We start from the raw sequence: 21,799 nt of genomic DNA on the forward strand, positions 1-21,799 counted from the left end.
GTTTCAAGCTTACGGTCCGGCCAGTATGGCGTCTTCCCGTGCTTGCGGGGTTGCCGCCGCGATGAACTGCGCATGCAGCAGCATGGTGGAGAGAATGCCGACGAAGGCCATGTTGTCACCGAACCCGATGGCCCGGCCGGCCCGGCACTTGTCCACCAGCTTGGTGACCGCAGCCGGGTCGAAGTAGCCGGCATCGGCAATCGATGACGGGCTCAGCAATGCCGCGGCGTCGTCGACCGGCCTGCCTCGTTCGAAAAAGCTCTGGCTGTCGGGTGCGCGGTAAGGCTGTTTGGTCCGGACGCGGATGGATTCGGGCAGCAGCCCGGCCATGGCGCGCTTGAGCAGCCATTTTTCGGTCAGGCCCATGAGCTTGTAGCGCGGCGGCAGTCGGTTGGCGAAAGCGATGAGGCGGTGGTCCAGGAACGGGAAGCGACCCTCGACGGAATGCGCCATCGCCATGCGATCGCCCTGGGAGCACAGCAGATAGCCCGACATCAGGGTGCGGGCCTCGATGTATTGGTCCTGGCACAGCGGAGCCCAGCGCGCAAACTCGGGCGGCAGCTGCGCGGCGAGGGGCTGCAGGGCGCCCCAGCCCGCCAGGCGCTCGCGTACCTGGGGCGAGAAAAACTGCCATGTGCGCCGGGTCGTGGTCCAGCGCGGCAGATGGCCGAAGCCGGGTTCGCCGAGGTGCTGCGCGCCGTCGGCGAAGAAACGCTGGGCGAGGGCGCGGCTGGCCGCGGGGGAGTGCTTGAGGTAGGGGTAAAGGCGGTCGAGCAGGGCGCCGCGCCAGGCCGAGCGCGGCTGGCGCGCCATGAAGCGCCGCACGCGCGCCTCCTTGAACAGGTCGTAGCCGCCGAACACTTCGTCGGCTCCCTCGCCGGTGAGCACCACCTTGTAGCCGGCATCGCGGACATGGCCTGACAGCAGCATCAGCGGAGCCAGCGCGGTGCGCAGGATGGGTGTCTCGGCATGCCAGATGGCGCGGGCGAAAGCCGCGGCGATGTCGCCCTGCTTGCAGCGCAGCGAGGTGTGCTCGCAGCCGAGGTGGTCGACCAGCACCTTCTGCTCGGCGCTTTCGTCGAACTCGGGGTCGTCGAAGGTGAGCGAAAACGTGCGCAGCGGCGTGTCGGTGTAGCGCCGGATCAGCGTGGCGACGATGGACGAATCGAGCCCGCCGCTCAGATAGGCCCCCACCGGCACGTCGGCGCGCAGTTGCAGGCGCACGCAATCAATCAGCAGTTCGCGCAGCGCTTCGGCGGCCTCGTCCGCGCTGGCGTAGGGTTCGCCGGGCTCGGTCGGGAAACTCCAGTCCCAGTAGCGCCAGGTGCGCTCGCCTGCGGCGTCGACCGCCATGCATTCCCCCGGCCCCAGGCTTTGAATGCCTTCGAACACGGCATGCGGCGACAGCGGCGCCCAATAGGTGAAAAGCTCGCCCAGCGCCTGCACGTCCAGGCGTCGCGGCACGTCGGGCAGCGCGAACAGCGCCTTCACCTCGGAGGCGAACGCCAGTCGTCCGCCGACGCGCGTGTGGAACAGCGGCCGGATGCCGACGCGGTCGCGGGCCAGCAGCAGGCGCTGGCGTCGTGCGTCCCACAGCGCGATGGCGAACTGGCCGTTGAGGTGCTGCACGAAGTCGTCGCCGTGCTGCTCGTACAGATGCACGATGACCTCGGTGTCCGAGCGCGTGGCGAAGCGATGGCCCTGAGCCTGGAGTTCGCGACGCAATTCCACATGGTTGAAGATCTCGCCGTTGAACGTGACCCAGATATCGCCGTTTTCGTTGCACAGCGGCTGGGCTCCGCCTTCCAGGTCGATGATGCTCAGCCGTGCGTGTCCAAGAACGACGGGGCCGTCGCGGTGAAAGCCGCGGCCGTCGGGGCCGCGATGGCGCAAGCGGCCGATCATGGCCTGCACCTCGGCCAACGCGGGCGGGTGTCGAAAGCTCAGGATTCCCGCGATGCCGCACATGCGCGCTCAGACCTTTCACGTGGAGTTGGACAGCCCCATGCTAGAGGCCGGCCGGATGGGCCGCATCCCCTGTTCGCGGACGCAGGGCAAAGTCTGGCAGCCGGGTTTACCTTTGCTTACGCGCCGAAGGCCTTGTCGCGCGGTTCGGCGGCCTCACAATCGTGCAATCCTCCCAGTTCTCATGCACGACACCACACCATGGACATTCAAACGATCGACCAGCTCTACCAGCAGTTGCAGTCACAGGATCAGACCATCGCCCAGGAACTGCAGACGCTTGCCGGCAAGCTGCAGGCGGCTTCGCAGGGCGGCAACACCGATGCGCGCGAATGGTTGCTCGACCTGCGCGAGGTGGCGCTTGCGGTGCAGGCGCAACAGCAGCAGATGAACCAGCTGCTGCAGGCCATCCACGCCATGTGGCAGAACGAACAGAACCAGTTGAGTTCGTCGCAGTCCATGCCCGTGGCGGCCCAGCCGGGCTATATGCCGCAGGGCATGGGGCAGGCGCCGGCCTATGGAAGGGCGGCAGGCGGGGGCGGGCTGATGGGCGCGCTGGGGGGGTTCCTCAACTCAGGCTTCGGTCAGGCGATGGAAATGGGGGCCGGCATCGGTCTGGGCGAGGACTTGATCAACAAGATTTTCTGAACGGTCGCCCCCGGCCGGGTTGGGAGCGCCGCCAGGAGGCAAACGTGCGGCCTGCGGCGCTACACCAAGCCTTCGAACGGCAAGAAATCCACCAACTCGCCGGCCTGCACGCTGCCCTGTTCGTGGTGCAGCACGATGAAGCCGTCGGCCCGGCTCATGGAGCGCAGGATGCCGGAGCCCTGGTCGCCGGTGGTGCGCGTGGCCAGGCGCCCGTCGGGCAGACGTTCGAGCACGGCGCGCTGGTATTCGGTGCGCCCGGGACGCTTGCGCAACGTGGTCTGCGCGACCACGCTCAGCAGCGGCAGGGGCTGCATCTGCGCCCCCATCATGTGCAAGAGGGCCTCGCGCACGAAGTGGTAGAAGGTCACCATCACGGCCACCGGGTTGCCGGGCAGGCCGAACAGCATGGCGCCGTGGCCCGCGCTTTCGATGCGGCCGAAGGCCATGGGCCGGCCTGGGCGCATGGCGATGCGCCAGAACACCACGTCGCCCAGCGAGGCCATGACCGCACGCATATGGTCGGCTTCGCCCACGCTGACGCCGCCAGAGGTGATGACGGCGTCGGCGTTTTCGCAGGCCTGGCGCAGCGCCGTTTCGAGGGCGGCGGGGTCGTCGCGCACCACGCCCAGGTCGAGCACTTCGCAGCCCAGGCGGGTGAGCATGGCCCAGAGGGTGTAGCGGTTGCTGTCGTAGACGCAGCCTTCGTCCAGCGCCTCGCCTATGGAGCGCAGCTCGTCGCCGCTGGAGAGAAAGGCCACGCGCAGCCGGCGCCACACCATGACCTCGGCCTGTCCGAGCGAGGCGATGAGCCCGATGTCGGCCGGGCGCAGCAGTTTGCCGGCGCGCAGCGCTGGCTCACCTGCGCGCAGGTCTTCGCCGCGCTTGCGGCGGTTGTCGCCGAGTTTGAGCACGCCGGCGGGGATGCGTACCTGGTCGCCCTCGATCCGGCAGAACTCCTGCGGCACCACGGTGTCGCAGCCGGCCGGCATGACCGCGCCGGTCATGATGCGCACGCAGCATCCGGGAGGCACGTCGCCGCGGAACTCGTGTCCCGCCAGGCCGGTGCCGATCCTACGCAGCGCGGCCGAGCCATCGGCTGCGAGGTCGGCTCCGCGCAGGGCGTAGCCGTCCATGCCGGCGTTGTCGTGCGCCGGCACGTCCTGCGGGGCGATCACGTCCTCGGCCAGCACCCGCCCGAGCGCGGCGCGCAGGTCCACGCGCTCCGCGACCCGAAGAGGTTGCACGAAGCGGCGGATGACTTCCTGCACCCGGCTCACGGGCAGGGCATTGGGGTCGTAGCCGGCGACGCAACTGACGATCTGGGCCAGATCGGGGGCGAGTTCGGAAGTCGTGGGCGTGTTCATGATCGGGTCTTCGCGGGGTGCGCCCCGGAGCCTTCCAGGGCCTGCAACTCGGGCAGGGAGTTGACGTTCTCGAAATCCCGGGGTTCGTCGAAATCGACGCTGACTGTGTGCAGGGTGCCGGTCCAGGCGTCGATCTTGCTGCCGCCCGCGGCGAGGAAGGCTTTCAGGCTTTCGAGCAGGTCGGCGCGCAGCAGACAGAACACGGGTTGGGTGCGCCCGCCCACGCGCGCCATCGCCGCTTGCGCCGACGCCGATCGCAGCCCCGCGGCGAGGCGCTGGGCGAGGTCGGCCGGAAACAGCGGGCAGTCGCACGGCACGGTGAGCAGATAGGGCGTGCGGCAATGGTCCAGCCCGGCGGCGAATCCGGCCAGAGGGCCGGCATAGACCTGCGGTTCGGCGTCGGGCCAGACCGGCACACCGAAGGCTTGGTAGGCGGGGATGTTGCGGTTGGCGTTGATCATCACGCCGCCGACTTGGGGCTGCAGACGCTGCAGTGCGTGCATTGCCAGCGGCTGGCCGCGAAACGGCTGCAGGCCCTTGTCGACGCCGCCCATGCGCGAGCCGCGGCCGCCGGCCAGGATCAAGCCGGTGATGGCGCTGCGCGGCATGGTTTCGGGCATGGGGAGGAATTCGGTGGCAAGGGGTTGGCGGCGTGAGGGCATGCGGGCGCCGGGGCGCGCGACCTTAGCCGCCGATGTAGGACATCTCCACCTTGCGCTCGGCGCGCAGGGCCGCGGCGGCCTCGGTGCCACGCAACTCGGAGTAACGGTCGTCGCGCCGGCTCCAGACCTGTGCCAGGGCCGCGCGCAGGTCGGCGTCGTCCACGACGGGCTTCAAGCCCGCTTGCGGGTCGCCGCGCAACAGGGCGCGCAGGTCGTGGCCGTGGGTGGCGAACAGGCAGAGATAGAGCTTGCCTTCCATCGACAGCCTGGCGCGGTTGCAGTCGCGGCAGAAGGCGCGGGTGACGCTGGAGATGGCGCCGATCTCGAGGCTGCCGTCGTCGAGCAGCCAGCGCTCGGCGGTTTCGCCGGGCGCCGTCGGGTCCAGCGGATGCAGGGGGTGGCTGGCCGCGATGCGCTGGATGAGTTCGGCCGACGGCACGACCTGGTCCATGCGCCAGCCGTTGGTGTTGCCCACGTCCATGAATTCGATGAAGCGCAGCACGACGCCGCTGCCGCGGAAGTGCTCGATCATGGGCAGCAGCTGGTCGTCGTTGACGCCGCGCTGCACCACCATGTTCACCTTCACCGGGGCGAGGCCGGCGGCCTGCGCCTCGGCAATGCCGTCCAGCACCGTGCGCACCGGAAAATCCACGTCGTTCATGCGCCGGAACACGCGGTCGTCCAGGGCGTCCAGGCTGACGGTGATGCGGTTCAGCCCGGCGGCCTTCAGCGCCCTGGCCTTGCGCGCCAGGATGGAGGCATTGGTGGTCATGGTCAGCTCCACCGGGTCGCCCTCGGGGGTGCGGATCGCGGCCAGCATGGCGACGAGATCCTCCACCCCCTTGCGCAGCAGCGGCTCGCCGCCCGTGATGCGCAGCTTGCGCACGCCCAGTTGCACGAACACGCGCGCCAGGCGGTCGATTTCCTCGAAGCGCAGCAGATCGGCGTGCCGCAGGAATTCGTAGTGCGCATCGAACACGTCCTTCGGCATGCAGTAGGTGCAGCGGAAATTGCAGCGGTCGGTGATCGAAATGCGCAGGTCGTGCAGCGGCCGGCCTAGACGGTCGGCCAGCAAGCCGGCTGGGGCTGGGCCCTGCTGCGGAATCTCCGGAACGCTGGACGCGTAGCGGTGGTCGACGATGGGTATGGTGCGCTCGGACATGGTGCCATTATCGGCAAAGCGCGCCGCCGTGTCGGGCGTGTGATCAATGCGGTCGCAGTCGGCCGCGTCTTCCCGCGTGTGTCGGCGCGTTGTTGCGCCGCGGCATCGCTCGTACTATCTGCGGCATGCCGCCGCCGGGCCCTGTCGCCCGACTGTGCCGATAACCCTAGAGACGAGAGACATGGCTTACACAATTGATTTGGCCGGCCGCGTGGCCCTGGTGACGGGTGCGTCCAGCGGCCTGGGTTGGCAATTCGCACGCGTGCTGGCGCAGGCTGGAGCCGGCGTGGTCCTGACGGGGCGCCGCATCGAGCGGCTGAAGGAATTGCGTGCCCTCATCGAAGCCGAGGGGGGCGACGCGCACGTCGTGCGGCTCGACGTCACCGACAACGCCAGCATCGGCAGCGCGGTGGCGCACGCCGAGACCGAGATGGGCAATATCGACATCCTGGTGAACAACGCGGGCATGTCGGTGGCGCGCAAGCTCACCGACATCACGCCCGACGACTACGACGCCATATTCGAGACCAACACGCGCGGCGCCTTCTTCGTCGCCCAGGAAGTGGCCAAGCGCATGATCGCGCGCTCGCAGGGTGCGGCGCCGGGCACCTGGGCCGGCGGGCGCATCATCAACATCGCTTCCATGGCGGGCTTGCGCGTGCTGCCGCAGATCGGCGTGTATGCGATGAGCAAGGCCGCCGTGGTGCACATGACGCGGGCGATGGCGCTGGAATGGGGACGCTACGGCATCAACACCAACGCCATCTGCCCCGGTTACATCGACACCGAGATCAACCATGGCCACTGGGGCACCGAAGCGGGCCAGAAGCTGGTGCAGATGCTGCCGCGCAAGCGCGTGGGCAAACCCGAAGACCTGGACGCCGTGCTGCTGATGCTGGCCAGCGGCCAGAGCCATTTCGTCAACGGCGCGGTGATCGCCGCCGACGACGGCTTCGGCGTGTAATCCAGTCTTGCCGGGCACAGGGCACGTCATCAATCCTTTTTTCAGACCGGCTCGCGCCGCGCACAACATCTTCGCTATGCGATTGTCCATTCCTGAACACAAGAAATTCGTGCATGAGGTCGTCGTTCCCATCCGCTGGGGGGATATGGACGCCATGGGGCACGTGAACAACACCATTTACTTCCGCTACATGGAAATCGTGCGGCTGGATTGGCTGTTGAGTCTGGGCCGCGGCGCCGCGCCGCAGGGGCAAGGCCCGGTCATCGTCAACGCCTTTTGCAACTTCCACCAGGAACTGCGCCACCCCGGCGACGTGCGCGTGCGCATGTACGTCGCCAATCCCGGACGCAGCAGTTTCGAAACCTATTACGCGCTGAGCCGCGTCGACGACCCGGATGCCTTGTACGCCAGCGGCGGGGCCAAGACGGTGTGGATCGACCATGGATTGCGCAAAAGCGTCCCCTTGCCGGAAGAGTTGCGCCGGCTGGTCGGGGAGGGGGATGACACCCCGGCGCCTTGAAACAACGGAGGCGGTGAGAAGGCCGTGGCGCCGGATCACCAGCATCGACACAAGACCTTCATCGGAGATCGGAGATACACCATGAACCCACAGGCCACGCGCCTCGAGAACCAGTCCGGTCGGGCAGGCGGCGCCGGGCAGCCGCTGTGGCGGCCCACTCCGCAGCGCATCGCCGCGGCGCATGTCACCGCATTCCGCCAGTTCGTCAACCACCGCCACGGCCTGCAACTGGACGACTACGAAACGCTGTGGCAATGGTCCACGAACCATCTGGGGGACTTCTGGACCGCGGTGTGGGATAGCGCGGGAGTCGTCGCCGAAACGCGCGGGGAACGCGCCTACGTTCCTGCCGAGAGCATGCCCGACGCGCGCTTTTTCCCGGACGCGCGACTCAATTTCGCGCAGAACCTGCTGCGCCGGCACGACGACGGCACGGCCCTGATGTTCTGGGGCGAGGACAAGGTGCGCCGGCAACTCAGCTGGCGCGAGCTGCATGCCGAGGTCTCGCGCATGCAGCAATGGCTGGCCGCGCAGGGCGTGGCGGCGGGGGACCGCGTGGCGGCCTATCTGCCCAATATGCCCGAGGCCATCGTCACCATGCTGGCGGCCAGCGCGCTTGGCGCGGTGTTCACTTCGGCCTCGCCCGATTTCGGCGCGCAGGGCCTGCTCGACCGCTTCGGCCAGGTCAAGCCCAAGGTGCTGGTGGCCTGCGACGGTTATTTCTATGCCGGAAAAACCGTCGACGTGCGCGACAAACTGGCCCAGGCCGTGCCGCAACTGTCCGACTTGCAGGCCGTGCTCGTGGTGCCCTACGTGGCCGACGCGCTGGGCATTCCGCTCGATCTGTCCGCCGTGCCCAAGGCGCAGACTTGGGGCTCCGCCCTCGGGCCCTATGTCGCGGGGGACGTGCACTACGCGCAGCTGCTATTCGACCACCCGCTCTACATCCTGTATTCGAGCGGGACCACGGGCGTGCCCAAGTGCATCGTGCATCGCGCCGGCGGCGTGCTGCTCAAGCACCTGTGCGAGATGCGGCTGCATGCCGACGTGCATGAGAACGACCGCGTCTTTTATTTCACAACATGCGGCTGGATGATGTGGAACTGGCTGGTCTCGGGGTTGTCGCAGGGTGCCACGCTATGCCTGTACGACGGATCGCCTTTCGCCGCCGAGGGCAACATTCTGTTCGACTATGCGGATGCGGCCGATTTCACCCATTTCGGCACCTCGGCCAAGTTCATCGAGGCGCTGGAGAAGGCAGGGCTGGAGCCGGCCGCAAGCCACCGGCTCGCAACCCTGCGCACCGTCTTCTCGACCGGCTCGCCGCTGGTGCCCGAAGGTTTCGACACCGTGTACAAGCGCATCAAGCGCGATGTGTGCCTGAGTTCGATTTCGGGCGGCACCGACCTCGTCAGCTGCTTCACCTTCGGCACGCCGACCCACCCGGTCTGGCGCGGAGAAATCCAGGCCGCGGCGCTGGGCATGGCGGTGGCCGTGTTCGACGAGCACGGCAAGCCGCTGCCCGAAGGGAGCAAGGGTGAACTGGTCTGCACCCAGCCCTTTCCCACCATGCCGCTGGGTTTTCTGGTGGACGGCAGCGTCGAGAAGGGGCGCGACAAGTATCTCGACGCCTATTTCACCCGCATGCCGGGGGTCTGGCACCATGGCGACTATATCGAGCGTACGGTCCACCACGGCTACATCATCTACGGCCGCTCGGACGCCACGCTCAATCCCGGCGGCGTGCGCATCGGCACGGCGGAAATCTACCGTCAGGTCGAGAAGCTGCCCGAGGTCGCCGAGTCCCTGGTGATCGGCCAGAACTGGCCCCCCGGAACCTACAACGACGTGCGCGTCGTCCTGTTCGTCAAGCTGCGCGAGGGCCTGACGCTGGACGAGGCGCTCATCGCGCGCATCAAACAGGCCATACGCGACAACACCACGCCGCGTCACGTCCCGGCCCGCGTGGTGCAGGTGCATGACATTCCGCGAACCAAGAGCAACAAGATCGTCGAACTGGCCGTGCGCAATCTGGTGCATGGCGAGCCGGTGCGCAACCTCACCGCGCTGGCCAACCCCGAGGCGTTGGAGGAGTACCGGCAACTGAGATCGGATCTGGAGTCGTCCTGAGGGCAGGGCGATCCAGCGCCAGGCCGGCACAAAACCCGGATTTCAACGCGGGGTCATCCATTTCGCACGCCAAGAGGCCCACAGCAGCCGCGTGGGCGCCAGGCTGATGCGTTGGCCGAGCAAGGCGTAGTCTTCCCGCTCCATTTCGCGCAGCAGCGCAAGCGCCATATGCGTCAGCGCGATGCCGGGCAGGGCGGCGCGCCCCATGTCGCGCGGACGTCGCGCTTCGGCCGCCAGCAGTGCGTCGCGTGCCTTTGCCGCAGTCTGGCGCAGCAAGGCGCGAAGCTCGCCGCAGTCCTCGCGGGCCAAGAGTTGGCGCGCCTTGACCCCATGCGCGGCCAATGCGTCGACCGGAAACAGGATCATGCCGCGACGGACATCGCGGCCGATATCGCGCACCATGCCCACGAGGGCGAGTGCGGTGCCGAGGGATCCCGCATAGTCCAGCGCCGCAGCGGAAGTCTGACCCGTCAGCATGCAGGCCACGCGCGCAACCTGCCCCGGGCCGTTGTCGAGATGGGCTTGAACGCCCTGCCAATCCAGCCAGCGGCTTTGTTGGAGGGTGTCGCGAACCTGCGCCAGGGGCTGCAAGAGCTGTTCCGGCGGCACCGCGGCGGCTCGCAGCGCCGGCAGCAAAGCGCGCAAGAGCGGGTGATCGGGTTGGCTTGCGCCGCTTTGGCGCACCTGGGCTTCCCACCAGGCCAGCTTGGCAGCGGCGACATCGGGTTCCGACACCGAAAAAGGGATGTCGCGCACGGCGCGCCACCAGGCCTGCAGCACCAGCAAATCGTGGCGTGGCTGGGCGCCGAGGTGGAGCGTGGCGTAATACCAGGCCGTACCCCGTGGAGCCAGGCCGTCGATGCATGATTTCGTGGGGGGCATGGGAGTGTTTGAAGCATGTGCCGGCCGCGTTCGAGCCGGACCAACCAAGGCAGAGGATAAAATAGACTGTTTGCCGATGGCGTTTGCCGCGATTGACCCGGTTGCGCCGCTTAGCAAGTGCGCGAGCGATACGCGCGCGGCCCCATGCGAGGGTGGCGAAATTGGTAGACGCACCAGGTTTAGGTCCTGACGCCTTCACCGGCGTGGGGGTTCGAGTCCCCCCCCTCGCACCACGGCAACCCTATTCATCTCGAGGATCGGATTTCAAATGACAGCCGTAGAAACACTGGACAAGCTGCAACGCCGCATCACCGTGTCGGTACCCAAGGCCGAATTGCACAGCGAAGTTTTGGCGCGCCTGAAAAACCTGGCCCGCACCGCGCGGGTTTCGGGTTTCCGCCCGGGGAAGGTGCCCTTGTCGGTCATGGAAAAGCGCTACGGCCCCTCGGTCGAGGCCGAAGTCCTGCAGGACAAGGTCGGCAACGTGTTTTACGAGGCGGTCAACGCGGCGCATGTGCGCGTCGCGGGACTGCCTGCGTTCACCCCGCACGAGGTGACCGACGGCGCAGACGCGATCGCGTTCGACGCCGTCTTCGAGGTCTATCCCGACGTGGTTCTGGGCGACCTGAGCACCCTGGAACTCGAGCGCATCACGAGCAGCGTGGACGATGCCGCGATCGACAAGACCCTGGAAATCCTGCGCAAACAGCGGCGGACCTGGGTGCCGCGCGATGCGGCCGACGGCGAGGCCCGCGACGGCGACCGCCTGACCGTGAACTTCATCGGCAAGCTCGACGACGTCGCCTTTCCTGGCGGGAGCGCCGACGGGTTCGAGTTCGAACTGGGCGAAGGCCGCATGCTTCCCGAATTCGAGACCGCCGCACGCGGTCAGAAGGCCGGGGCCACGGTGAACTTCGATCTGCATTTCCCCGAGGACTACCAGGGGCGCGAGGTGGCCGGCAAGACGGCGCAGTTCTCACTCACGGTGCTGAAGGTCGAAGCTCCCCGGTTGCCCGAACTCGATGCCGATTTCGCCAAGGCCCTGGGCATTGCCGATGGCGACATGCAAAAACTGCGCGACGACATCCGCAAGAACCTCGAACGCGAAATCGCCAGCCGCCTGGCCGCGCGCAACAAGCAGGCCGCGATGGAAGCCTTGCTCAAGGTCAACAGCGTCGATTTGCCGTCGAGCATCGTGAACAGCGAAATCGAGCAGCTGATGGCCTCGGCTCGCCGCGATTTGCAGTCCCGCGGCGTGAAAGACGCCGACAAGCTGCCGCTGTCCGCCGATCTGTTCCGCGAGCAGGCCGAGCGCCGCGTGCGCCTGGGTCTGATCGTGGCCGAGCTGGTCAAGCAAAACGAACTGCACGCCAAGCCCGAACAGGTGCGTGCCCATGTCGAGTCTCTCGCCGCCAGCTACGAGACGCCGCAGGACGTGATTCGCTGGTATTACGGCGACGCGCAGCGCCTGTCGGAGGTCGAGTCCCTCGTCATCGAGAACAACGTCGCCGACTTTGTGTTTGCCCAGGCGAAGACGACAGACAAGGCGCTGAGTTTCGACGACGTGATGCAATCGGCCTGAGGCCGTAAGCCCCCACGATCAACCGCCTGGTTCCCGTGCACGCGGAGCCGGGCGGATTGCCATGGAGTGTTGCCGGCAAGCCATGCCTTGCCGGAAGGTATTCCCGGCTTGACTCTTGGTTCGGGCGGGGCCATGCTAACCTTGTCGCATTCCATTCTGATCCCTATCCATGAGCGCCATCGAAACCCAAAATCTCGGCATGGTTCCCATCGTCATCGAGCAAAGCGGTCGCGGGGAGCGCGCCTACGACATCTACTCGCGCCTGCTGCGCGAACGTGTCATTTTCCTGGTCGGCCCGATCAACGATCAAACGGCCAATCTGGTGGTCGCCCAGTTGCTGTTTCTGGAGTCGGAAAACCCCGACAAGGACATCTCCCTGTATATCAATTCACCAGGGGGCTCGGTGTCCGCCGGCATGGCCATCTATGACACCATGCAGTTCGTCAAGCCCGACGTGTCCACGTTGTGTACCGGCATCGCCGCGAGCATGGGCGCCTTCCTTTTGGCCGCCGGCGCGAAGGGCAAGCGCTACTCGCTGCCCAATTCGCGCGTCATGATTCACCAACCCCTGGGTGGCGCGCAGGGACAGGCGGCCGATATCGAAATTCAGGCGCGCGAGATTCTTTATCTGCGCGAGCGCCTCAACGCCATCCTGGCCGAGCGCACCGGGCAGACCCTGGAGAAAATCGCGCAGGACACCGACCGCGATTTCTTCATGTCTGCCGAGCAAGCCAAGGAATACGGCCTGCTCGACGACGTTATCGCCAAGCGCGCCTGAGTTTCATTCACCCAGATTTGCGAGTATCAGGCCATGGCTGACAAGAAATCATCGACCGGCGAGAAGATCCTGTATTGCTCCTTTTGCGGGAAAAGCCAGCATGAGGTGAAGAAGCTCATCGCCGGACCTTCGGTGTTCATTTGCGACGAATGCATCGACCTCTGCAACGAGATCATCCGGGACGAAACCGTCGCGTCCGACAAGGCCGAGCGCCTCGCGAAGTCCGACCTGCCGATCCCCCAGGAGATCAAGGACATCCTCGATCAGTACGTGATCGGGCAGGAGTCGGCCAAGCGCATCCTTTCGGTGGCGGTGTACAACCACTACAAGCGCTTGCAGCACGCGGCCAAGCCCGGCGAAGTGGAGCTGATGAAGAGCAATATCCTGCTCATCGGGCCTACGGGTTCAGGCAAGACCTTGCTGGCGCAGACCTTGGCGCGCGTGCTCAACGTGCCTTTCGTGATCGCCGATGCCACGACGCTGACCGAGGCCGGCTACGTCGGCGAGGATGTCGAGAACATCATCCAGAAGCTGCTGCAGAGCTGCAATTACGAAATCGAAAAGGCGCAGCGCGGCATCGTCTACATCGACGAAATCGACAAGATCTCGCGCAAGTCCGAGAACCCGTCCATCACCCGCGACGTGTCGGGCGAGGGCGTCCAGCAGGCGCTGCTGAAGCTGATCGAAGGCACCATGGCTTCGGTTCCCCCGCAGGGCGGGCGCAAACATCCGAATCAGGACTTCATCCAGGTCGACACGACCAATATCCTGTTCATCTGCGGCGGGGCTTTCGACGGGCTGGAAAAGATCATCCAGAACCGTTCGGAAAAATCCGGCATCGGTTTCGCGGCCACGGTGCGCAGCAAGTCGCAGCAAAGCGTTTCCGAGACTTTCCGGCAAATCGAGCCCGAAGACTTGATCAAGTTCGGCCTCATTCCCGAACTGGTCGGGCGCCTGCCGGTTGCCGCCACGCTGTCCGAACTCGACGAAGCGGCGCTGGTGCAGATTCTGACAGAGCCGCGTAACGCCCTCGTGAAACAGTACCAGAAGCTGTTCGAGATGGACGGGGTCAAGCTGGAGTTCCGGCCTGCCGCGCTTTCCGCCATTGCCCACAAGGCGCTCAAGCGCCGCACGGGGGCGCGCGGTTTGCGCTCCATCGTGGAGCAGGCATTGCTTGAAACCATGTTCGAGATTCCTAATCTCAAAGGCGTTACAAGCGTGATGGTGGATGAAAACACCATCAATACCAATGCCAAGCCACTGCTTACCTACGAAGACCCTCCCAAGGCCGCGGGCGCTTGAGTGCGCTTCCCGCCGGAGCACGCGGGGTGCCTTGTAATCCGGGCTAGCTGCCCCATTTGTTGATCATTCCATTCCAGGGTGCTCCCCATGGCTGACTCCGAAACTACCGTCTCCCCGATCCCGTCGGCTGTGCCGCTTTTGCCTCTGCGCGACGTCGTCGTGTTTCCCCATATGGTCATCCCGCTGTTCGTGGGCAGGCCAAAATCCATCAAGGCTCTCGAGGCGGCGATGGAATCAGGCAAGCAGATCATGCTGGTGGCCCAGAAGACCGCCGCAAAAGACGAGCCCAAGCCCGAAGATTTGTTCGAGGTGGGGTGCATGTCGACCATCCTGCAAATGCTCAAGCTGCCGGATGGCACCGTGAAGGTTCTGGTGGAAGGCGTGCAGCGCGCCAAGGCGAGCCAGGTGGAGGACAACGGCGACTTTTTCGTTTGCGAGGTCAAGCTGGTCGAAGCGCAGGCCGAAGTGTCCGCCGAGTCGGAGGCATTGCGCCGCGCGGTCGTCACCCAGTTCGACCAGTACGTCAAGCTGAACAAGAAAATTCCGCCTGAGATCCTGACCTCCATCTCGGGCATCGACGACCCCGGCCGCCTGGCCGACACCATCGCCGCGCACCTGCCGCTGAAGCTCGAGCACAAGCAGATGGTGCTGGAGTTCGCCGATATTCATGCGCGGCTGGAAAACCTGCTCGAGCAGCTCGAGCGCGAGGTCGACATTCTTCAGGTCGAGAAGCGCATCCGCGGCCGCGTCAAGCGCCAGATGGAGAAAAGCCAGCGCGAGTACTACCTGAACGAGCAGGTCAAGGCCATCCAGAAGGAACTCGGCGAAGGCGAGGAGGGCGCCGACATCGAGGAACTGGAGAAGAAGATCAAGGCCGCGCACATGCCCAAGGATGCGCGCAAGAAAGCCGATGCGGAGCTCAAGAAGCTCAAGCTGATGTCGCCCATGTCGGCCGAAGCCACCGTGGTGCGCAACTATCTCGACGTGCTGGTCAATCTTCCCTGGGCCAAGAAGTCCAAGGTCAAGCATGATCTCGCCTTCGCCAACCAGGTGCTCGATGAGGATCACTATGGGCTGGAGCGCGTCAAAGAGCGCATCCTCGAATACCTCGCGGTGCAGCAGCGGGTGGACAAGGTGAAGGCCCCCATCCTGTGTCTGGTCGGCCCGCCCGGCGTCGGCAAGACCTCGCTCGGCCAGTCGGTCGCCCGCGCCACGGGACGCAAGTTCGTGCGCATGGCGCTGGGCGGCGTGCGCGACGAAGCCGAGATTCGCGGCCATCGCCGCACCTACATCGGTTCGATGCCCGGCAAGATCCTCCAAAGCCTGAACAAGGTCGGCGTGCGCAATCCCTTGTTCCTGCTCGACGAGGTCGACAAGCTCGGGATGGATTTCCGCGGCGATCCGTCATCGGCGCTGCTGGAGGTTCTCGACCCGGAACAGAACCATACGTTCAGCGACCATTACGTCGAGGTCGATTTCGATCTGTCCGACGTCATGTTCGTGGCCACCAGCAACTCGCTCAATATTCCGCCGGCGCTGCTCGATCGGATGGAGGTCATTCGCCTGTCGGGCTATACCGAGGACGAAAAGGTCAACATCGCCAAGCGCTACCTGCTGCCCAAGCAGATGAAGAACAACGGCGTGAAGGACGGCGAGCTGGAAGTCACGGAAGACGCCATTCGCGGCATCGTTCGCTATTACACCCGCGAGGCCGGCGTGCGCTCCCTTGAACGCGAGATTTCCAAGATCTGCCGCAAGGCGGTCAAGGGGCAGATGCTGAAGAAATACGAAGGCAAGATCGTCGTGACGACGGACAACCTGAATGATTTTCTGTCCGTGCGCCGCTTCAATTTTGGTCTTGCGGGGCGTGAGAATCAGGTCGGCCAAGTCGTCGGTCTGGCGTGGACCGAGGTTGGTGGTGAGCTACTGACCATCGAAGCCACCAAAATGCCCGGCAAGGGCGTCATCACCCGCACCGGATCCCTGGGCGACGTGATGAAGGAGTCGGTCGAGGCCGCGCGCACTGTGGTTCGTGTGCGAGCCAAGCGTTTGGGCATCAAGGACGAAGTGTTCGAAAAGAATGATCTGCACGTTCACGTTCCGGAAGGCGCGACGCCCAAGGACGGCCCCAGCGCCGGTATCGCGATGACGACGGCCATCGTCTCGGCGCTGACGGGTATCCCCGTGCGCGCCGATGTCGCGATGACCGGGGAAATCACCCTGCGTGGCGAAGTGCTGGAAATCGGTGGGCTCAAGGAGAAGCTGCTCGCTGCCCACCGCGGAGGCATCAAGACCGTGCTGATTCCCGAGGAGAACGTGAAGGATCTGCAGGAGTTCCCGGAGAACATCAAGAACAGCCTGGAGATCATTCCCGTCAAGTGGATCGACAAGGTGCTTGAACTGGCCCTGGAGCGCAGCCCCGAGCCGCTACCGGAAGAGCCCGCGGTCGTGGCGGCGGCAGCTGGCGATCCCGCGGCAGCGGCGGATGCCACGACGCGTCACTGATCGGCGGTTCGCGTCGACCCTTTGCAGCATCTGGCTTCTCGGGGGCTTGCGCGAAACCGCTGTCATCATTTATGATTTAAATCTTTGCTTGTCGGGGGTATAGCTCAGCTGGGAGAGCGCTTGCATGGCATGCAAGAGGTCAGCGGTTCGATCCCGCTTACCTCCACCAAAAAGCAGTTTGAAGTCAAGTCCTGTCCCCTTCGTCTAGAGGCCTAGGACACCGCCCTTTCACGGCGATAACAGGGGTTCGAATCCCCTAGGGGACGCCAAGTTAAACCCTGTCAAGGGTTCAACTTGATAGCAGATCCGGAGCGTGTCAGCTCCTGGTTCCAGCTCGATTCGATGAACAAGGCCGCCGAGTGCGGCCTTTGTTTTTTCCAGGTCGTCGGCGTCGAGCCCGCCCTTGATCCGGGCGAACAACCCATCCAGCAGAGTGACCACGTCGCGGCGCCCCAACGCCTGCACGTCACGCTGCACCTCGCTGCGCGAGCGCAGCTGCTCCAGTTCCCGCGCCACCAGCGACCGCTCGGCCTCGGCCTGCGCGACACTGCGCACATAGGCTTGGCGGGCCTCAGGCGTCGGCGCGTCCAACTGCAGGTCGATCAACCGCGAGATCTTGTGCGTCAGCGCGTCCAGGCGCTTTTCCTTGCCAGCGATCGCCCGCCCGTCCGGAGCGTCGTCCGCCTCGCTCAGCTGGCCGCGCATCTGCTCCAGCAGCCGGTCCACCGTCTCCGGCGCGCGCAGGTCGCTCAGAATCCGCTCCAGCACCGGATCGTCGACCCGATGCGCGGCGACCTTCTTTTCATGCGCCAGCCGGTACATGCCGCTGTCGTTGCGCACGTCCCACTCGCCGTGCCACGGCCGGCCCTCGCCATCGACCAGCAGCCCGGTCAGCAGGTAGGGGTGGTTGCTCTCGCGCGTGCGCCGCGTGCGGCCGCGCTCGATCTGCATCAGGATGAACTCGGCCTCGGCGTCGCTGATCAGGGCAGGGTGGGTGTCCCGCTTGATCAGCCACTCCGAGCGCGGGCGGCGCTTCTGGCCGCCGATGTAGCCGCCTTGCGAACTACGTTCGGCGTGCACGCCCCACACGGTGTGCCCGGCGTAGGTCAGCGCCATCCACTCCATGCCGTTGAGCCCGTCGACCTTCCACGTGATGCCGAGCTGCCGAACGAGCGCCGCGCGAGGTTTGCCGGCCGCACGGCCACGCAGGTAGGCGGCGACCAGCTCGGCATCCTGGTTCGGCACCAGGCGGCTCTTGAGTACCGGCATCCCGTCCCGGATGGCCCCGGTAGGCACATGCTCCAGCGAATAGCCGCGCGGCGCACTGCCGCCTGCCCGCCAGCCCTGGTGCACGTTCTCCGCCATCCCGGCCATGCCTTTGGCCTTGCTCGTCATCGAGTGCAGTTCGTCGATGGCCTGCATGATCGAGCGCATGAAGGTCGAGTACACCGGGTCGATGTCCGGAAGATTCTTGTACAGCACTTTCACCGCGAAGCGCTCGCAGTCGTGCTCGAAGGCCATCGCGATCAGCTGCTTGCGCGCAACGCGGCTGGTGTCGAGCACGCACAGGTGCGACCAGCCGCGCGTCGGGCTCTTCACGGCCTCGCGCAAGGCGATGAAGCCCGGACGCATCTCGTCCTTGCCGCTCTCGACGGCGTCGGCGAACTCATCCACCACGACCAGCTTGTGCGCAACCGCCAGATCGTGCAATGCGCGACGCTGTGCGTCGATCGATACGTCGTTACGGTCCTTGCTGGAGCGGAGGTACAAAGCGGCTCGGTTGTCGTCAGGCATGGTCGTGAACCTCGGGGGAAAGCTGCTGGGCCAGTTGCTTGCGATGATGGTGTAGCAGCAATGAGGCGATTCCGGCAAGGTGCGCGGGCTCGCCCACGGTGTGGACCGTCATGGGAGCCAGCCGCTTGCTGCGCCGGCGCAAGGGTTTGGGCTCCGCGGCTTGGTTGTCAGCCGGGGGATTGGAGAGCAGGGCTGGCCGCTCGATGGTTTTCGTATCCATCTGCAGCACAGAGGGCTGCCCAAAACAAAATCCGCGTGCAGTGCTCCCGGTTGCTCGGCGGTACCGGTCGCGACCCGTGGCGTGGCGAGGCGGAAAGGTTGCGGCAGAGGGGCGCTCCCTTCCCCGGGTAGGGGAAGGGCGGGGGGATGGGGCCGTATGCACGGTGCCAGGGTTCAAGCCAGGCGTGGCTGCTGGCGGGGAGGGGCTTGCGGCGTCGGGGCGGCGCTCCAGCAGCTCCCGCAGCGGGCACGGCGTCAAGGGCGGGCCAAAGGCCCGGGCGCAAGCCTTCACCCTTGACGCCGGGTCGCGGGAGCTAGGCTGAGCGATGTCCTGATGCCGCAAGCGCCTGCTCGCGTCTACGCCTGCGCGGTCGAGTTCGTTTTGCTATCCACTGGCAGCGCTCGGACGTGGTCATGCAGCCGTACGATCGACAGCTCCGGGAAATGGAACCAGTCCTTCGGATCGAGGCGTACCCAGGTGCGAGTGTCCTTTCGGAAGTGCCACTTGGGAACCATCGTCCGTGCGAAATCCCGGCGCCACTGCCGCAGCACGGAGGGATGGCAATAGATCTCCAATGCCTGGAAGTTCTTCTCTGTGATCCCGGCGAGCGCCCCCCGGTAATACGCGCAAAACATGTCGATTTCCCGTGCGTTTTTGCGAGAAAACTCGACCTCGATCCAGAGCTTGCTGATTGTCCTATCGACGGGGAAGCTCTTGGAGCGCAGATGGATGATCGCATCCGGAATCTTGCTGGGGCGCTTGTCCGGTGGAGCCCGCTCGAGATCGTCCGCCAGGCGAAGGCTGTCGAGTTGCAGACCTTGGCGTCGAATCAGGGCCGTGACTTGGAACTGCACGTGCAGGTCATGCTCGAAGCGGACTTCGCGGATGCGGTGCTCCGGGCGGCTCGGCAATTCAAAGGAGTTGGTGAGACACATGGCGAGGTGGCCATGCGCGCTGCGGGCGATTTCGTCCCAGTGCCGCTGCAGCAGCGCCAGGCCATCCTTGCTGAGGGTGACGTAGTAGCGCACGGGCGAGAACGGGTTCCCGATCCGGTGCTCTACCAGCAGTTTCTGCTCGATGAGCTTGCGCACCAGGCCGTTGCCGCCGAGCAGGCGGTCGATGACCAGCGTGGCCGTCCAGCGGAAGCGTACGGTCCACAGCAGCGCAGTCAGGGATTTCTCCAGGTGGCGGGCGTGGGTGTTCAGGCGATGGTGTTGGCTTGGCAAGTTGCTCATGGTGGAGCCTCCTTGCCACGTTCTAGGCTGCCGAAAAATTGGCCCGCGTGGAATTGACGCCGCTGGATCGCCCGCCTAGGCTCGAAGGCCAGAGGCCGATCCAGTGGCAGGGCTCGCGCCAATCCACTGGCGCAAAGGCACTTCGGGCCGCTGCGCGACCCTGCGCGGCAAGGAGCCGGCCGCACCCCTCTCGCGCCTGCCGGCGCTCGTCGCCTAGGGGCGAACGGGGTACTTGGCGGGCTGGACGCCCGCCATCCGGCTCCCTACCTTGCCTTCGCTCGCCTGGGGCTCGCTGCGCGCTGCAAATGCAGCTTGCGGGCCTCCGCGCTGGCGCGCGGGCAAAACGCTTCGCCGACTGCGCTCGGTCGTGCCTGGCGGCTCGCCCGAGCTGGCCCTGGACGGGTGCCTTGCGGCATCGCGAAGCGTTTTGCCCGCGCGCCCTCGCGGAGGCCGGGCTCCGCCCCCACGAAGGACCGCCGTCCTGGGGGACGGCTTGCTCCGCTAGCTACGGTCGACTGCCGTCTCCCTGCGCAAGTCTCCGCATCCTTCGTGGCCCCCCCGACCTGATCGCTGCCGCGCTCAGGCAGGTTTGAACCGCCCCGGGTTTCGTGGAGGCTAGTTGGTTTAAGTCATGCCGGAATGGCGTGTTGACTGGCTTGTTGGCGCCAGTAGTTTGCCTCAGCTTCTGCCGGAGGGATACCCCCAATCGGTTTGAGCAGTCGGGTGTGGTTGAACCAGTGCACCCATTGCAGGGTGGCCAGTTCGACGGCTTCCCTGGTTTTCCAGGGTCCGCGGCGGTGAATCAATTCGGCCTTATACAGCCCGTTGATGGTCTCGGCCAGGGCGTTGTCATAGGAGTCTCCTTTGCTGCCCACGGAGGGCTGGATGCCTGCCTGCGCCAAGCGTTCGGTGTACTTGACGCTGACGTATTGCACGCCTCTGTCCGAATGGTGGACCAAGGCATGGGCAGCGGGCCGACGCGCGTACAAAGCCTGCTCCAGCGCGTCCATCACGAAATCGGTCTGCATGGATGTGCTCACGCGCCAGCCCACGATGCGTCGGGCAAACACGTCGATGACGAACGCCACGTACAGCCAGCCCTGCCAGGTGCTCACATAGGTGAAGTCCGACACCCAGAGCTGGTTGGGTCGCTCGGCTTTGAACACCCGGTTGACGTGGTCCTGCGGACACGGCGTGCAAGTGTCGGGGACCGTGGTTCGCACCTTCTTGCTCCGCCGCGCACCCTGCAGCCCCAGGCGTTTCATCAGCCGCTCGACCGTGCAGCGCGCCACCCGGTTGCCCTCGCGGTTCATCTGCAACCAAACCTTGTCAGCTCCATACACCTGCCAGTTGGCGTGCCACACACGCTGGATGTCGGCAGCCAGCGCATCGTCGCGCTGAGCACGGGCGCTGCGCAACTCGGGGTTGCGATGACGCGCGGCATGGCGCCAGTAACACGACGGGGCCATCTGCAGCACTTTGCAGATGGGCTCGACCCCGTGCATGGGGCGGTGCTGGTCGATGAATCGCTTCAACTCTTCAAACGGCGGTCGAGCTCCGCCTGGGCGAAAAAAGCACTCGCCGCTTTGAGGATGTCATTGGCCCGGCGCAATTCCTTGTTCTCGCGCTCGAGTTGTTTGAGGCGTTCACGCTCGCTGCTCGTCAGGCCGTCGCGCTGGCCTGTATCGACTTCCTCGCGCTTGACCCACTCCAGCAGCGTCTGTGGCACGCAGCCAATCTTGGGGGCCATGGATTCGACTGCGGCCCACAGCGAGGGGTACTCGCCTCGGTGCTCCTGCACCATGCGTACCGCGCGCTCGCGCACTTCGGGGGAAAACTTGTTCGTCTTGTTCATGGCTCCATCTTCTCAAAGGTTGGAGCCTCCTCAAAACCCGGGGCGGTTCAGTTCGTGCTGGATGGGCGAATTTTCTCTTGCCGGAGCTGTGTGCCCAGCTATGACATGACGGCGATGCTAAGCGGTTGTCGTCGACGCTAGCCCACGAACAAGAAGGGCTGCTAAATTGAGGTATCGCGAACTAAATGATATGGTTGGTTGCCACCGTTCAACGAATCGGTCCCAGATTGC

Annotated in this window: 17 protein-coding genes, 3 tRNA genes and 1 other annotated feature; of the genes, 11 read left to right on the forward strand and 9 right to left on the reverse strand. The window is 65.4% G+C overall.

Going from position 1 to position 21,799, the window contains the following annotated elements:
* Window positions 1–9 precede the first annotated feature (9 nt).
* Window positions 10–1,968: an asparagine synthase (glutamine-hydrolyzing) gene (gene asnB / locus THIARS_RS12705; RefSeq protein WP_094161253.1), complete on the reverse strand. Its 1,959-nt coding sequence runs from the start codon at window positions 1,966–1,968 to the stop codon at window positions 10–12.
* 198 nt (window positions 1,969–2,166) lie between these two features.
* Between asnB and THIARS_RS12710 the strand changes: the two genes are divergently transcribed.
* Window positions 2,167–2,613, forward strand: a complete 447-nt coding sequence (locus THIARS_RS12710) for a hypothetical protein (protein ID WP_094161254.1) — start codon at window positions 2,167–2,169, stop codon at window positions 2,611–2,613.
* A gap of 59 nt (window positions 2,614–2,672) precedes the next feature.
* On the opposite strand, the gene moeA is transcribed toward THIARS_RS12710, so the two are convergent.
* From moeA to moaA, 3 genes are all read right to left on the reverse strand, one after another.
* On the reverse strand, window positions 2,673–3,977 hold the full coding sequence (moeA, locus tag THIARS_RS12715) for a molybdopterin molybdotransferase MoeA (RefSeq protein ID WP_094161255.1): 1,305 nt from the start codon (window positions 3,975–3,977) through the stop codon (window positions 2,673–2,675).
* Window positions 3,974–4,597, reverse strand: a complete 624-nt coding sequence (gene mobA, locus THIARS_RS12720) for a molybdenum cofactor guanylyltransferase MobA (protein WP_245845912.1) — start codon at window positions 4,595–4,597, stop codon at window positions 3,974–3,976. Before mobA ends, moeA begins: the two co-directional genes overlap by 4 nt.
* 64 nt (window positions 4,598–4,661) lie before the next feature.
* Entirely contained in the window at window positions 4,662–5,801 is a 1,140-nt protein-coding gene (moaA, locus tag THIARS_RS12725) for a GTP 3',8-cyclase MoaA (protein WP_094161256.1), read from the reverse strand.
* A 181-nt stretch (window positions 5,802–5,982) separates the two neighbouring features.
* Here moaA and THIARS_RS12730 point away from each other — a divergent pair, with 181 nt between their 5' ends.
* From THIARS_RS12730 to THIARS_RS12740, 3 genes are all read left to right on the forward strand, one after another.
* Entirely contained in the window at window positions 5,983–6,765 is a 783-nt protein-coding gene (locus THIARS_RS12730; RefSeq protein WP_094161257.1) for an SDR family oxidoreductase, read from the forward strand.
* A gap of 76 nt (window positions 6,766–6,841) precedes the next feature.
* Entirely contained in the window at window positions 6,842–7,285 is a 444-nt protein-coding gene (locus THIARS_RS12735) for an acyl-CoA thioesterase (protein ID WP_094161258.1), read from the forward strand.
* Between the two features lie 81 nt (window positions 7,286–7,366).
* Window positions 7,367–9,415: an acetoacetate--CoA ligase gene (locus THIARS_RS12740; RefSeq protein ID WP_094161259.1), complete on the forward strand. Its 2,049-nt coding sequence runs from the start codon at window positions 7,367–7,369 to the stop codon at window positions 9,413–9,415.
* A 42-nt stretch (window positions 9,416–9,457) separates the two neighbouring features.
* Here THIARS_RS12740 and THIARS_RS12745 read toward each other — a convergent pair whose 3' ends face one another.
* On the reverse strand, window positions 9,458–10,297 hold the full coding sequence (locus tag THIARS_RS12745; protein WP_094161260.1) for a phytoene/squalene synthase family protein: 840 nt from the start codon (window positions 10,295–10,297) through the stop codon (window positions 9,458–9,460).
* A 146-nt stretch (window positions 10,298–10,443) separates the two neighbouring features.
* On the opposite strand from THIARS_RS12745, the gene THIARS_RS12750 reads away from it, so the two are divergent.
* From THIARS_RS12750 to THIARS_RS12780, 7 genes are all read left to right on the forward strand, one after another.
* Window positions 10,444–10,530 (forward strand) — tRNA-Leu (locus THIARS_RS12750).
* Between the two features lie 35 nt (window positions 10,531–10,565).
* The gene (gene tig, locus THIARS_RS12755; protein WP_094161261.1) at window positions 10,566–11,879 is read left to right on the forward strand and encodes a trigger factor; all 1,314 of its coding nucleotides are present in this window, start codon (window positions 10,566–10,568) and stop codon (window positions 11,877–11,879) included.
* A gap of 169 nt (window positions 11,880–12,048) precedes the next feature.
* Window positions 12,049–12,657, forward strand: coding sequence for an ATP-dependent Clp endopeptidase proteolytic subunit ClpP (gene clpP, locus THIARS_RS12760; RefSeq protein ID WP_094161262.1), 609 nt, complete (start codon window positions 12,049–12,051; stop codon window positions 12,655–12,657).
* Between the two features lie 33 nt (window positions 12,658–12,690).
* The gene (gene clpX, locus THIARS_RS12765) at window positions 12,691–13,959 is read left to right on the forward strand and encodes an ATP-dependent Clp protease ATP-binding subunit ClpX (RefSeq protein WP_094161263.1); all 1,269 of its coding nucleotides are present in this window, start codon (window positions 12,691–12,693) and stop codon (window positions 13,957–13,959) included.
* A gap of 87 nt (window positions 13,960–14,046) precedes the next feature.
* Window positions 14,047–16,464 (forward strand): endopeptidase La, encoded by a 2,418-nt coding sequence (lon, locus tag THIARS_RS12770; protein WP_094161264.1) that lies wholly within the window; start codon window positions 14,047–14,049, stop codon window positions 16,462–16,464.
* 93 nt (window positions 16,465–16,557) lie between these two features.
* Window positions 16,558–16,633: transfer RNA gene (locus THIARS_RS12775), tRNA-Ala, on the forward strand.
* 24 nt (window positions 16,634–16,657) lie between these two features.
* Window positions 16,658–16,733 (forward strand) — tRNA-Glu (locus THIARS_RS12780).
* On the opposite strand, the gene THIARS_RS19290 is transcribed toward THIARS_RS12780, so the two are convergent.
* From THIARS_RS19290 to THIARS_RS12795, 4 genes are all read right to left on the reverse strand, one after another.
* Entirely contained in the window at window positions 16,693–18,258 is a 1,566-nt protein-coding gene (locus tag THIARS_RS19290) for a recombinase family protein (RefSeq protein ID WP_222423090.1), read from the reverse strand. The two genes, THIARS_RS12780 and THIARS_RS19290, sit on opposite strands and share 41 nt — an antisense overlap.
* Window positions 18,251–18,478: a hypothetical protein gene (locus tag THIARS_RS18305; RefSeq protein WP_141202412.1), complete on the reverse strand. Its 228-nt coding sequence runs from the start codon at window positions 18,476–18,478 to the stop codon at window positions 18,251–18,253. The genes THIARS_RS19290 and THIARS_RS18305 overlap by 8 nt, the downstream gene beginning before the upstream one ends.
* A gap of 356 nt (window positions 18,479–18,834) precedes the next feature.
* Window positions 18,835–19,713, reverse strand: a complete 879-nt coding sequence (locus THIARS_RS12790) for a hypothetical protein (protein WP_094161265.1) — start codon at window positions 19,711–19,713, stop codon at window positions 18,835–18,837.
* Between the two features lie 629 nt (window positions 19,714–20,342).
* A protein-coding gene (locus THIARS_RS12795; RefSeq protein ID WP_094159366.1) for an IS3 family transposase occupies window positions 20,343–21,568 on the reverse strand; the annotation gives its coding sequence in 2 pieces (ribosomal slippage) (window positions 20,343–21,289 and window positions 21,289–21,568; 1,227 coding nt in all).
* Window positions 21,174–21,290 (reverse strand) — a sequence feature (AL1L pseudoknot). (Overlaps the previous gene by 117 nt.)
* Window positions 21,569–21,799: the final 231 nt, after the last annotated feature.

The sequence above is a fragment of the Thiomonas delicata genome (genome assembly GCF_900088825.1).
Taxonomy (GTDB): Bacteria; Pseudomonadota; Gammaproteobacteria; order Burkholderiales; family Burkholderiaceae_C; genus Thiomonas_A; species Thiomonas_A delicata.